Here is a 13,168-nt window from a genome sequence, read left to right on the forward strand (position 1 = left end):
CATCTGATGACCTGTTAATCTTATACTTGCACGTTTATATTAACATAAAACATTTTTTGTACAAAGCTTTCTTTTTGGAGTTTGGCCTTTTTTCCTATTAACTAATATCTATAGATCCATCGATTTTTAGAAGAATGGTCATCCTTCATGGATAATTAGGGAGTTTTCCGAATGTTTCAACTATGCTGCTTAATCATACCGTTATTGAATGATCTTTCTAACGTCAGGTCAGTTTGCTTGAAACAATTTAATACTCGTTTGCTTTCCAAATGGAACCGCGCTTGGCAGCGGAATATTCAGCGCAGGAGAGCTTTGAAAACAATGCATTCGCCTTTTACCTAAAACCGAAAACTATGGTAAAATAAATTAAACATTTTGGAAGGAGGTAATGGAACATGGCTGCTGTGTCGGATATGACAGTAATCGGGAAAAAATTGCCGGGATTTGTACTTCCAGATGTTGTATCCGGGAATGATGTTTCATTGGAAGAAGAAAAATCGGACGTTGCCAATGTGGTGATGTTTATATGCAATCATTGCCCATACGTGAAGCATGTCCGTGAGCAACTAGTGGAGCTGGCAAACGATTATTTGCCAAAAGGAGTTAAGTTTTTTGCGATTAACTCCAATGATGCGGAGGCCTATCCTGATGATTCACCTGAAAAAATGAAAGAAGTGGCCAAAGAGTTTCATTTTCCGTTCCCCTATTTATATGATGAAAGCCAACAGGTGGCAAAAGATTATAAAGCCCAATGCACACCCGATTTCTATATATTGGATCGTCATTTTACATGCGTCTATCACGGCCAGCTTGATGGCGCCCGTCCATCCAATGATGTACCTGTCACCGGGGAATCGCTTCGTTCTGCCTTGGATGCGATATTAAAAGGCGAAGAATTAAAAATTGAACAAAAACCGAGCATGGGCTGCAGCATTAAATGGAAATAACCTGTCAACAAGCCTGGGTTGAAGGATTCAGCTCAGGTACCCCTTTGCGAATCAACTGCCATAGTTTTTGAGCCGGTATAAATACAGGCGCTCCACTCTGCTTTTCACTAAAATACTCTATTGTTAGAACTGCTCAATTGGCCGTATCTGTCACTGCAAGACTGATTTTTTCCATCCCTTTAGCCAATGTGCAATTGATCATCTGAATGTGATATACAATCGAACTCGTTGTTTGCTTGAATCCCATTTTAATGATAAAAGCTGCTTTGTTGCAAAAGTGTTCATCACATTGTCAGCGATTGTGATGAAATAACTGTCCAATTTCCCCAATATTTCAAATATAGAAAAAAAGATGCCGGCAAAAAGCCTTACGTCCGCTTTTAAAATTATGAAAAAAAATAATTGCTGTTATAATGACAAGTAATATGTTAATTATGTCGCTAAATGGTTGCTTTAGGTAACAAATTTCTTCAATAAATTACAAATGATTACATAATTCGTGTGAATATGGTACTATAAAATTAAAACTAAACAACGGTGGTTAGAAGAAAATGAACAAATTGACTAGTCTAGCCATAAAGATTGAAAAAGAACGCGAATATATGATGACTTTGGCAAATAAATACGGATACATGTCCGAAGCCGTGCTGAAAACAAGCCAAGAACTGGACAAGCTGATTCATGAGTATCAAAAGGAACTGAAGGATAAACGTGCTTAAATGCCTTCTTTCGAAAATAAGCAAAACGGGAAACATCCTTATATGTTTTATTTTTGCATGATTATGAAAATTAAAAAGATCGGAAGCGGATCATTTTTTTTGGACGCTGGGCAATTGTATAATAGATACAGATTCTTTCACTAGGAGGCCGAAAATGCAGGGGGAGACGATGCATCCAAAAATAGGAAAAATTGTGGAAAATATCGAAAAAGTAATGGTGGGAAAACGCGATCTATCGATTTTAAGTTTGGCAGCATTGCTTGCAGAAGGGCATGTTTTATTAGAGGACATTCCCGGCGTTGGAAAAACTATGATGGTAAAGACATTAGCTAAATCTGTCGGAGCTGATTTTAAAAGAATACAATTTACACCTGATTTGCTGCCATCCGACGTAACAGGAGTTTCTATCTTCAATCCGAAAAACCTTGAATTTGAATTTCGTCCCGGTCCGATTATGGGAAACATTATTCTGGCCGACGAAATCAACCGCACTTCGCCAAAGACACAGTCGGCTTTGTTGGAAGGGATGGAGGAAGGAAGCGTTACCGTTGATGGAATTACGATGCCGCTGGAAAAACCGTTTTTTGTTATGGCGACGCAAAATCCGATTGAGTATGAAGGAACATATCCTTTGCCAGAAGCCCAATTGGATCGGTTTTTAATCAAACTGAAAATGGGGTATCCCTCATTTCCCGATGAAATAGAAATTCTTGCAAGAGCTGAAAAAGGGGAGCCGTTGAACAGATTGGAAAAAGTGATTGAAAAGGAAGAGCTCCTTGCGTTCCAAGAGGAAATCAAAAACGTTTACGTTGATGATACGATTAAACAGTATATCGTGGGAATCGTTAATGAAACACGGAACCACCCTTCCGTTTACTTGGGCGTCAGCCCGCGGGGATCGATTGCGCTTATGAAAATATCCCAAGCTTATGCCTTTATTCATGCGAGAGATTATGTCATCCCTGATGACGTTCAATATTTGGCGGCATATGTTTTGCCTCATCGCCTAATCTTAACATCAGAGGCACGTTATGAAGGAAAAAAAGCGGAACTGATCATAAAGGAAATATTGAATAACTTCCCAGTGCCCATTGCGAGGTCGTTGTGAAGCATATGAAAGTACGGTTGAAAAACATTCAATTTGTTTGGAAGATCATTTTTTTGCTGCTGCTATTGATCGCCACATTTTCATACGCAATGTTTCAAGGGGGATTTGTCAGCTGGTATTTGTTTTATGCCTTTATGCCTTTTTCCCTTTACTCTCTTGCCTTAGCTTTTTATCCTCTTCATTCGTTTCAGATTCGCCGCACGTTCAACAAGGGTGAATTTTCAGCTGGCGACCAATTTGTTTGCACAATCGAATTGACACGAAAATTTGCTTTTCCTCTTTTTTATCTTTTTGTTGAAGATGTATTGCCGGATCGTCTCGAAAATTCTTGTCCGGGATCGGCAAAAACGATCATGTTTCCTTGGTGGAAGAGGAACTTCTCCTTTCAGTATTCCCTTGATTCTCTGCCGCGCGGCAATCATCAATTGACAAGCGTTCGCGTAAGAACTGGAGATATTCTAGGGTTTGTTGAAAGAGAATATGTTTACACAGTGGAAGATCAATTTTTGGTCTATCCTTCCTATTATCCTTTTCAATATAAGCAAAAAGAGAGTTCGTTTGAACAAGAAACAGGAGTGGAACATCGGCATTACAACAAAAATGCCACGATGGCAGTCGGTGTCAGAGAATATGAACCGGGAGACAAATTGTCTTGGATTGACTGGAAAGCAACGGCGAGACGCAATTCGATGATGACGAAAGAATTTGAAAAACTGAACAGCCGAAATGTCGTATGCATCATGGATCGGTCAAACTCAACTTCCTTTGAATCGCTCGTCACTTTTGCGGCATCAATCGTGAGGGCTGTTCTTAAAAGCGGTTCAAAGCTTTGGTTTGTATCAATTGGAAAAGCAACGGAAACCTTTCCCGTTACGAGAAATGAAGATCAGTGGAATAAGATTTTTTATCACTTGGCGGTCACTGATTGCGACGGGCAAGATGAATTTCTGGACAAACTGCCGGAGGAAGTGAAACAATGGGCGAAAAATGCTTCCGTGATGATTATAACAAGCCGCATCACGCCATCGTTCGTCGAAAAGATGGAGCAGCTGCCAAAATTCCGTCATATCACTGTTTGGTATATAAGAGAAAAAGGGAAAAAGGAAAGAGATGCCCTTGCCCTTATTGAAAATTTGCGGAGGCGCTGGATTACCGTTCATACCGTCTATGATGGAAAATTTCGAAATGCTTATGAGGAGGCGGAAAGCCGTTGAATAAGCAGCGGGTGGCAACGTTTATTTTATATTTGTTTTCCTTTTTCTTGTTATGGGAATGGTTAAGACCATTAGAGGAATCGACGGACACAGAATATACATTCATTTTTGTAATTTATATCGCTATTTCTCTTTTTCTGGCGTTTTTATCTGTGAAATGGTATATTTCATGTTCGGTCAAATTGTTTTATAGCTTATTTTTTATTCAGCAGCTGTTTTATAACGGGTCTTTCCTCAGTGTTCAATGGCTGAACGAGTTTATGAAAGACATCTTGTATAACATGGATTTAATGTTTCAAGCCTTTTTTTCCGGGATGACGCCGCCTTTTCGGACATTTCTTTTTTTTATTCTGTTGTGGCTGCTCGTTTATTTACTGAACTATTGGGTTATTCAAAGAAGAAGAGTTTTATTGTTTTTAATTTTGACCATCACCTATGTGGCGGTTTTGGATACTTTTTCACCTTATGATGCATCTTTTGCCATCGTGCGACTAGCTGTGCTCGGTTTTTTTATGTTGGGGTTTCTTTACTTGGAAAGAATGGCTCTCTCAGAAAACATCCAGCCGAACTTCAGCGCTTATTGGAAATGGATTGTTCCGTTGTTTGGGATGATTTTGGCATCATCCATTATTGGCTGGCTTGCTCCGAAAGCAGCCCCTCAATGGCCCGACCCGGTTCCATATATAGTAAAATACAAAGCCGATCAAGAAGAGGAAGCTTTGTCCGGCAATAATGTAAGAAAAATCGGATATAGCCCAAATGATGAGCGGCTGGGCGGACCATTTGTTCCGAATGACGCACTGGTAATGAAAGCCATCGTACAGGAACCTCATTATTGGCGTGTTGAATCAAAAGATGTTTATACTGGTAAAGGATGGGTGAGCAGCAACGACGATTTTATTGTTTCGGATGGTAATGTGAGCGAAGAATTGCAATGGATTCATGAATCGGTTCCAGCAGAGGAGCGAACGGCAACTGTCGAAATCGCAAAAGAATATCCTTATCAACATGTCATGTATCCATTAGGCCTCAAGGAGATTTCTGGAGTAGCCCACCAGTACCGAATAAATGAGGCAACCGAGTCGATTTATCCAAATGCCAATGAGGCAAGCGGACGCTTTTTCGATTATATGGTACGCTATAGCGAACCGTCGTTTGAAATTGAAAAATTGCAAGCAGTTACTTCTAACGAAGGCATGCCAAGAGAAATGATTGCACGGTATACTCAGCTGCCTGAAACTCTCCCGGCAAGGGTTAAACAGTTGGCGCAAGAGATTACGAAGAATGAACGCAACTTTTATGATAAAGCAAAGGCAATTGAAGAATACTTTGCCACACAGCCGTTTTTTTATGAAACGGAGGACGTAGCGGTTCCGGACGAACATGAGGATTATGTTGACCAATTTTTGTTTGAAACAAAAAAGGGCTATTGCGACAACTTTTCCACATCCATGGTTGTTCTCCTCCGATCTGTCGGCATTCCTGCCCGTTGGGTAAAAGGATATACAGCCGGGCAGTTTGTAGAGACAACAAATGACGGCTTGGACGTGTATAAAGTGACAAGCAACAATGCCCATTCATGGGTGGAAGTTTATTTTCCGGGAATCGGCTGGGTTCCTTTTGAACCGACGATCGGATTTACAAACCCGCAGCCGTTCACTTATGAAAACGAAGAAGAGGAAGCTGCTAGTGCAATTGATCAAAACCTAGAGGATCTACAGCCGCAGGAACCAGAAAACCAAGAGGAAAATGAAAAAAAACAGGAAGCCGGGCAAAAGAAAAATAGCTCTTTTGCTTTCAGCAAACTATGGATTCCCGTTATAGCAGGCGCCGTCTCGCTTTGCCTAGTCGTTATCATCTTTCGAACAAGAAAAAAATGGGCATCGTTTTGGATCATTGCCCGCTATAAACATAAAAAAGATCAAGATGTTTTTTTGCAAGCGTACAGGGCTTTGCTGAAACATTTGGAAAGATGCGGCTACAGTTTGAAAAAGGGGCAGACATTAAGAGAATATGCTAAGCAAATAGACAGGGCTTTTGGCACAAACGCTATGTCTCACTTGACATCCATTTATGAACGAGCGTTGTACCGCAAAGACGACCCGAGCGAAGAGTGGGAAGAATCAAAAGAATTATGGGAAAATTTAATCAAAAAAACAACTTCTTGACCATGCCATGTTCCCTTGATATGATAAGAAAAAATTCATAGTGGGAGACCTTCGTATATACTCGATAATATGGTTCGAGAGTTTCTACCGGGCTGCCGTAAACAACCCGACTATGAAGGCAGAAGTTTAGATTTTGCTAGAATTCTGCCTTTTTGTCTTTTTTGTTTCAGCAGAATTCTATTTTTTTGCCGTTTTCTTCAGCCTTTTTAACTAAACAAAGGGATGAGAGCGTGGGTTGAAATTTTTGCTCCGCAGCAGCCGTTTCAAACAACGAAATCTAGACAAAATGAAGATCCGGTTCACTGGATCCATCACAATAAATGAGGTGAACATGTTGGAGAGCGTCCAAGAGATGATTTTAGTATTAGATTTTGGAAGCCAATATAACCAATTAATTACAAGACGTATCCGGGAATTCGGCGTGTACAGCGAACTGCATCCTCATACTTTGACGGTCGAAGAGATCAAAAGAATGAATCCGAAAGGAATTATTTTGTCTGGTGGCCCAAACAGCGTATATGACGAGAAGTCTTTTCGCTGCGACGAGCAGATTTTTCAACTTGGGGTTCCGGTTTTAGGGATTTGCTATGGGATGCAATTAACGACGCATATGCTCGGAGGAAAAGTAGAAAAAGCAAAACATCGGGAATATGGAAAAGCGACTTTGCAAGTGAAAGAAGGATCGCCGTTATTTGAAGGTTTGCCTGATGAACAAATCGTTTGGATGAGCCACGGAGATTTAGTGGCTGATATACCGGATGGATTTCAAGTTGCTGCGACGAGTCCTTCTTGTCCGTATGCTGCCATCAGCAACGAGGAACGGAATATTTACGGGGTTCAATTCCATCCTGAAGTGCGGCATACGGAATTTGGGAACGAGCTGTTAAAAAATTTCGTTTTCCGCATTTGTGGCTGTACGAAATCGTGGACGATGGAAAACTTTATTGAAATGCAAATGGAGAACATCCGCAAAACGGTTGGAAATAAAAAAGTGCTATGCGCGCTAAGCGGCGGTGTTGATTCATCCGTAGTTGCCGTCTTAATTCATAAAGCGATCGGCAAACAGTTAACATGCATTTTTGTGGATCACGGCCTCCTCCGCAAAGGGGAAGCGGAGAGCGTCATGAAAACATTTAGCGAAGGCTTTCACATGAATGTCATTAAAGTGGATGCGAAAGACCGCTTTTTAGAAAAATTAAAAGGCGTCACAGACCCGGAAAAGAAAAGAAAAATCATTGGCAACGAGTTTATCTACGTTTTTGATGATGAAGCGGCAAAATTGGAAGGCATTGAATTTCTTGCCCAAGGAACGCTTTATACAGACATTATCGAAAGCGGCACGCAGACGGCGCAAACGATCAAATCGCATCACAATGTGGGCGGCCTTCCAGAGGACATGAAATTTCAATTGATTGAACCGCTGAATACCCTCTTTAAAGACGAAGTTCGCGCACTTGGAACAGAGTTGGGCATTCCAGATGAAATTGTGTGGCGCCAGCCGTTCCCTGGTCCCGGGTTGGCCATACGAATTTTAGGCGAAGTAACAGAAGAAAAGCTGGAGATCGTTCGGGAGTCTGACGCCATCTTGCGGGAAGAAATCAAAAAAGCTGGATTGGATCGGGATATTTGGCAATATTTCACTGTTTTGCCCAACATCCGCAGCGTCGGTGTGATGGGCGATGCCCGCACGTACGATCATACGATTGGAATCCGCGCCGTTACTTCGATTGACGGCATGACATCGGATTGGGCGCGCATTCCGTGGGAAGTGCTGGAAGTGATCTCTACACGGATTGTGAATGAAGTGCCTCACGTAAACCGGGTGGTCTACGATATTACAAGCAAGCCGCCGGCGACGATTGAATGGGAGTAAATCTGACGAATTGATAATAACTCATCAGCATTTTTGTATAATAAAAAATACAAGCATCCTCGTATAATTTCGGGAATATGGCCCGAAAGTTTCTACCAAGCTACCGTAAATAGCTTGACTACGAGGTGTTGGCGGTTCGATGAGTAAAGGGGCATCGCTTGCTCCGCATCGGGCTGCCGGCTACCTCAATGTCAAGCGCATCCTTGTAAATGGAGCGCTTATTTTTTTGACCAAAGTTTTTTAAGAGCCATTTGTTTTTTCAACAATTGATGTTTGTAGTAGGAGGACTTAATATGAAAAAATATTTTCAATTTGATGAGCTTGGCACCAATTACCGCAGGGAAGTGATTGGCGGAATTACAACTTTCCTTTCTATGGCCTATATTTTGTTTGTGAATCCATCAACGCTCTCATTAAGTTCCGTCGCTGATTTTCCAAATGAGCTGAGAATGGATCAAGGAGCCGTCTTCACTGCAACAGCGTTGGCTGCAGCCATCGGAACCCTCATCATGGGGATTGTGGCGCGGTATCCGGTCGCCCTTGCTCCGGGGATGGGTTTGAACGCGTTCTTTGCTTTTACTGTCGTTTTGACATATGGCATCCCTTGGGAAACTGCTCTTTCAGGCGTCCTTGTTTCGGGGATCTTTCTTGTCTTATTAACGCTCAGCGGGCTGCGGGAAAAAATCATTGATTCCATTCCGACGGAGCTAAAACATGCTGTCGGTGCGGGAATCGGATTGTTTATCACATTTGTCGGCTTTCAAAATGCAGGCATCATTGTCAATGATGACGCCGTTCTTGTCGGGCTGGGGGATTTGCGGAATGGAAATACCCTTTTATCCATTTTTGGACTGATTGTTACGGTTATTTTAATGGTTCGGCAAGTGAAAGGCGGCGTGTTTTACGGCATGCTGATAACGGCCATTATTGGAATGATTTTCGGCCTTGTTCCAATACCTGATAAAATTGTTGGCGAAATTCCGAGCTTGGCGCCGACGTTTGGAGTGGCTTTTCAACATTTAGGAGATATTTTTTCTGTACAAATGCTTGTCGTGATTTTAACGTTTATCTTTGTTGACTTTTTCGATACGGCAGGAACGTTGGTGGCGGTTGCCAATCAAGCAGGGCTGTTGAAAGACAATAAACTTCCGCGAATCGGGAAGGCTTTGGTCTCTGATTCAATGGGAACAGTGGTCGGAGCAATTTTAGGAACGTCTTCTACAACTTCTTATGTAGAGTCATCAGCAGGGGTTGCAGCAGGTGCGCGGACAGGCTTTTCTTCCATCATAACGGCGGGCTGTTTTCTTTTGGCTTTATTCTTCTCGCCGCTCTTGAGCGTCATCACATCTTCTGTTACGGCTCCAGCGCTCATTATCGTCGGGGCTTTGATGGTATCGTCTTTAGGGCAAATACAATGGGAACGGTTTGAAATTGCTGTTCCAGCGTTCTTAATTTTGATTTCGATGCCGTTGACTTACAGCATCGCAACGGGCATTGCCATTGGCTTTATTTTCTATCCGATCACGATGATTTTGAAAGGAAAAGCGAAAGAGATTCATCCGATTATGTATGGATTATCTGTCATATTTTTGCTTTATTTTATCTTTCTTGCCAATTAGCCAACATACGAAGGGGAAGGATCAGACTGAATGTTGTCTGATCCTTTTTCTTTTTTTTTTTTCGGAAATTAGCGGAAACAAAACATATCCTGATGCAGGGGGTGCCCTAAACACGAACGTTCAGGATTAAAAGAAAAATAACGTTCGATTTTAACGTTGACAGGAAAGGCGTTCATTGTTAAGATGGAGTTGAAAACAGCATAAGAAGACAAAACCTCATATAATGTTGGGAATATGGCCCAAGAGTCTCTACCCAGCGACCGTAAATCGCTGGACTATGAGGGAAAGTAATTGTGAGTTTTTAACTGAGCATACACCATTTGTTTGCCCGGTTTTTGTGTTACTTTCTCTTTTGCGTAGAGAAAATACAGAAGCGGGTTTTTTTTATGCCTTTCATATATTGTAAGATTTTTGAACATACAGCGATAAAGGTGTTATCACCTTTTCTATAAAATTTACTGTTTTTTGATGACCGAATAGGGGGGAGCGTCAATATGAAGCCTGTTGTTGGTGTCATAATGGGAAGCACATCTGATTGGGAAACGATGAAACATGCATGCAGCATTTTAGATGAACTTGCCATTCCTTATGAAAAAAAAGTTGTTTCCGCACACCGCACACCGGATTGGATGTTTGAATATGCAAGCACAGCCCGGGATCGGGGGATTAAAGTCATCATCGCCGGAGCTGGCGGAGCTGCACACTTGCCCGGAATGGTCGCAGCCAAAACCACGCTTCCTGTTATTGGTGTACCGGTGAAGACGAGCACGCTCAATGGTCTTGATTCGCTGCTTTCAATTGTGCAAATGCCGGGCGGCGTCCCTGTTGCAACAGTGGCGATCGGCAAAGCGGGAGCCGTTAATGCCGGATTGCTGGCAGCGCAAATTTTATCTGTCACGGATGAAGCGGTTCAGCAAAAGCTTGAACATAGAAGAATAAGCATCCGGAATGATGTGATGGAAAGCAGTGATCAACTTGTATAAAAAACTTTTGCCGCCAAGCACGATTGGCATTATCGGAGGCGGACAGCTTGGCCGTTTTATGGCTATCGCTGCCAAAAACATGGGGTATCGGGTAGCGGTGTTGGACCCAACGCCGAATTCCCCATGCGGGCAGGTGAGCGACATCGAGATCACAGCCCGATACGATGATATAAAGGCGATTCAAGAACTGGCGAAGGTAAGTGATTGTATAACGTATGAATTTGAGAATATTGACTACGAATCGTTAACTTGGCTTGAAGAAAACGCCTATTTGCCGCAAGGAAGCAAGCTGCTAGCCATTACCCAAGACAGGCAAACGGAAAAGGAAGCGATTGAACTCACCGGGGCAAAAGTTGCTCCATATAAGGTAATTGAATCAGAAGAAGATTTGCAACAAGCGTTAGCCGCCATAGGCATTCCAAGCGTTTTAAAAACATGCCGGGGAGGGTATGACGGAAAGGGGCAATTGGTAATCAAACAAGAGGGTGCTGTTGAAGAAGCGAAAGAATTATTAAAGCACGGACGTTGTGTATTGGAAAAATGGATTCCGTTTGAAAAGGAAATTTCCGTCATTGTCACTAGAAGTGTCACAGGCGAAATCAGCACGCTGCCGGTTGCGGAAAACATTCACGTTCACAATATATTGCATGAAAGCATTGTTCCTGCGAGAATTCCCGGCACATTAAAAGAACTAGCAGTGGAAAGAGCCACTACGCTTGCTTCAAAGCTGGGGCTTGTGGGAACATTAGCCGTTGAAATGTTTGTCGCAAAAGATGAGATTTTTATTAATGAACTGGCTCCTCGTCCACATAACTCAGGCCACTATTCGCTGGATTTATGTGAGACGTCTCAATTTGAACAACATATCCGGGCGATTTGCGGTCTCCCACTTGGAAACACAAAGCTCATTCACCAAGGAATTATGGTGAACATTTTAGGACAGCATCTTGAGCCGGTTTTGCAGCAATATTCATTGCTGGAAAAGGGGAAATTGTATTTATACGGAAAACACGAAGCCAAACCCAACCGAAAAATGGGCCACATTACCTTTTTCAGCGAGAAAATAGAAGAGACTTTAAAATGGATCGATTCAACTAAAATTTGGGAATTATAACGGCGGATTTTTGAAAGCGAAACATCACATTCGCATTGACCATGCAAAAAAGCAATATGAAAAACCAATAGGGGGTTGCACTGAATGATTGAACGATACACTCGGCCTGAAATGGGAGCTATTTGGACGGAAGAAAATCGATTTAAAGCTTGGCTGGAAGTGGAGCTTTTGGCATGTGAAGCATGGCAGAAGCTTGGCGTTATTCCTGAAGAGGATGTCAAAAGGCTTCGTGAAAGAGCATCCTTTAACATTGACAGGATTAAGGAAATTGAAGAACAAACAAGACATGATGTCGTCGCCTTTACCCGTGCTGTATCGGAATCGCTTGGCGAAGAACGAAAATGGGTTCATTACGGGTTGACCTCCACCGATGTCGTCGACACTGCTTTATCTTATTTGCTAAAACAAGCAAATGAAATTTTGCAAAAGGATCTTGAACATTTTATCGCCATCTTAAAAGAGAAAGCGTTAGAACATAAGTATACCGTCATGATGGGACGGACTCACGGAGTGCACGCAGAGCCGACAACGTTCGGTTTGAAATTGGCGCTTTGGCATCAAGAAATGATGCGCAATTTAGAACGTTTTAAGCGGGCAAGAGAGGAAATTGAGGTTGGAAAAATATCCGGAGCGGTCGGAACATACGCCAACATCGATCCGTTTGTGGAACAGTATGTTTGCGAAAAACTCGGATTAAAACCGGCGCCGATTTCAACGCAGACGCTTCAGCGCGATCGCCATGCCGAGTACATGGCGACACTTGCGCTCATTGCCACATCAATTGAAAAATTTGCTGTCGAAATTCGCGGTTTGCAAAAAAGCGAAACGCGAGAAGTCGAAGAGTATTTTGCAAAAGGACAAAAAGGTTCATCCGCCATGCCGCATAAACGGAATCCAATCGGCTCAGAAAACATGACGGGAATGGCAAGAGTTGTTCGTGGAATGATGTTGACAGCTTACGAAAATGTTCCATTATGGCATGAACGCGACATCTCGCATTCGTCGGCAGAGCGAATCATTTTGCCTGATGCAACGATCGCCCTGAACTACATGTTAAATCGCTTCGGCAATATTGTGAAAAACTTGACCGTTTTCCCGGAAAATATGAAGCGCAACATGGAGAAAACGTTAGGATTGATTTACTCGCAACGAGTTTTGCTTGCTCTTATCAATAAAGGAATGACCCGAGAGGATGCATACGATTTGGTTCAACCTAAGGCAATGGAAGCTTGGGAAAAGCAAGTTCCGTTCAGACAGCTCATTGAAACAGAAGAGCGGATTACATCAAAGCTTTCAAAAGAAGAAATCGATGACTGTTTTGATTATAACTATCATTTAAAAAATGTCGATTATATTTTTAAACGCTGTGGTTTAGAGTAATGGATCGTTTCGTTGGAGCTCGGCTTGAGCCGGCTCCTTGAGA

General features: G+C 42.3%; 10 protein-coding genes and 3 riboswitches. All 10 genes read left to right on the forward strand.

All coding sequences use genetic code 11. The annotated features are described in order from the left end of the window. Positions 1–395: 395 nt before the first annotated feature. Positions 396–947, forward strand: a complete 552-nt coding sequence (locus AC0KTX_RS05805; protein ID WP_474251292.1) for a thioredoxin family protein — start codon at positions 396–398, stop codon at positions 945–947. A gap of 551 nt (positions 948–1,498) precedes the next feature. Then, the gene (locus AC0KTX_RS05810; protein ID WP_474251293.1) at positions 1,499–1,666 is read left to right on the forward strand and encodes a Spo0E family sporulation regulatory protein-aspartic acid phosphatase; all 168 of its coding nucleotides are present in this window, start codon (positions 1,499–1,501) and stop codon (positions 1,664–1,666) included. Positions 1,667–1,820: 154 nt separating this feature from the next. Then, the gene (locus AC0KTX_RS05815; RefSeq protein WP_474251294.1) at positions 1,821–2,774 is read left to right on the forward strand and encodes an AAA family ATPase; all 954 of its coding nucleotides are present in this window, start codon (positions 1,821–1,823) and stop codon (positions 2,772–2,774) included. A gap of 5 nt (positions 2,775–2,779) precedes the next feature. Then, positions 2,780–3,988 (forward strand): DUF58 domain-containing protein, encoded by a 1,209-nt coding sequence (locus AC0KTX_RS05820; RefSeq protein ID WP_474251340.1) that lies wholly within the window; start codon positions 2,780–2,782, stop codon positions 3,986–3,988. Further along, on the forward strand, positions 3,985–6,156 hold the full coding sequence (locus AC0KTX_RS05825) for a transglutaminase TgpA family protein (RefSeq protein ID WP_474251295.1): 2,172 nt from the start codon (positions 3,985–3,987) through the stop codon (positions 6,154–6,156). Before AC0KTX_RS05820 ends, AC0KTX_RS05825 begins: the two co-directional genes overlap by 4 nt. Before the next feature lie 31 nt (positions 6,157–6,187). After that, positions 6,188–6,289, forward strand: a riboswitch (purine riboswitch). Between the two features lie 198 nt (positions 6,290–6,487). Beyond that, entirely contained in the window at positions 6,488–8,029 is a 1,542-nt protein-coding gene (gene guaA / locus AC0KTX_RS05830; protein WP_474251296.1) for a glutamine-hydrolyzing GMP synthase, read from the forward strand. Between the two features lie 39 nt (positions 8,030–8,068). Further along, a riboswitch (purine riboswitch) is annotated at positions 8,069–8,170 on the forward strand. Between the two features lie 152 nt (positions 8,171–8,322). Continuing rightward, positions 8,323–9,648: an NCS2 family permease gene (locus AC0KTX_RS05835; RefSeq protein ID WP_474251297.1), complete on the forward strand. Its 1,326-nt coding sequence runs from the start codon at positions 8,323–8,325 to the stop codon at positions 9,646–9,648. A 196-nt stretch (positions 9,649–9,844) separates the two neighbouring features. Further along, a riboswitch (purine riboswitch) is annotated at positions 9,845–9,946 on the forward strand. A gap of 196 nt (positions 9,947–10,142) precedes the next feature. Further along, positions 10,143–10,631: a 5-(carboxyamino)imidazole ribonucleotide mutase gene (gene purE / locus AC0KTX_RS05840; RefSeq protein WP_474251298.1), complete on the forward strand. Its 489-nt coding sequence runs from the start codon at positions 10,143–10,145 to the stop codon at positions 10,629–10,631. Continuing rightward, on the forward strand, positions 10,624–11,745 hold the full coding sequence (gene purK, locus AC0KTX_RS05845) for a 5-(carboxyamino)imidazole ribonucleotide synthase (RefSeq protein ID WP_474251299.1): 1,122 nt from the start codon (positions 10,624–10,626) through the stop codon (positions 11,743–11,745). The genes purE and purK overlap by 8 nt, the downstream gene beginning before the upstream one ends. A gap of 84 nt (positions 11,746–11,829) precedes the next feature. Next, positions 11,830–13,125: an adenylosuccinate lyase gene (gene purB / locus AC0KTX_RS05850; protein WP_474251300.1), complete on the forward strand. Its 1,296-nt coding sequence runs from the start codon at positions 11,830–11,832 to the stop codon at positions 13,123–13,125. The last annotated feature ends 43 nt before the right edge of the window (positions 13,126–13,168 follow it).

It is taken from the genome of Aeribacillus sp. JST-2 (genome assembly GCF_056032925.1).

Excerpts from the sequence above, each read along its gene's own strand:
- AC0KTX_RS05805 (WP_474251292.1), top strand. The coding sequence starts at position 396 with ATGGCTGCTGTGTCGGATATGACAGTAATCGGGAAAAAATTGCCGGGA.
- purE (WP_474251298.1), top strand. The coding sequence starts at position 10,143 with ATGAAGCCTGTTGTTGGTGTCATAATGGGAAGCACATCTGATTGGGAA.
- AC0KTX_RS05815 (WP_474251294.1), top strand. The coding sequence starts at position 1,821 with ATGCAGGGGGAGACGATGCATCCAAAAATAGGAAAAATTGTGGAAAAT.
- guaA (WP_474251296.1), top strand. The coding sequence starts at position 6,488 with ATGTTGGAGAGCGTCCAAGAGATGATTTTAGTATTAGATTTTGGAAGC.
- AC0KTX_RS05820 (WP_474251340.1), top strand. The coding sequence starts at position 2,780 with ATGAAAGTACGGTTGAAAAACATTCAATTTGTTTGGAAGATCATTTTT.
- AC0KTX_RS05835 (WP_474251297.1), top strand. The coding sequence starts at position 8,323 with ATGAAAAAATATTTTCAATTTGATGAGCTTGGCACCAATTACCGCAGG.
- purB (WP_474251300.1), top strand. The coding sequence starts at position 11,830 with ATGATTGAACGATACACTCGGCCTGAAATGGGAGCTATTTGGACGGAA.
- AC0KTX_RS05810 (WP_474251293.1), top strand. The coding sequence starts at position 1,499 with ATGAACAAATTGACTAGTCTAGCCATAAAGATTGAAAAAGAACGCGAA.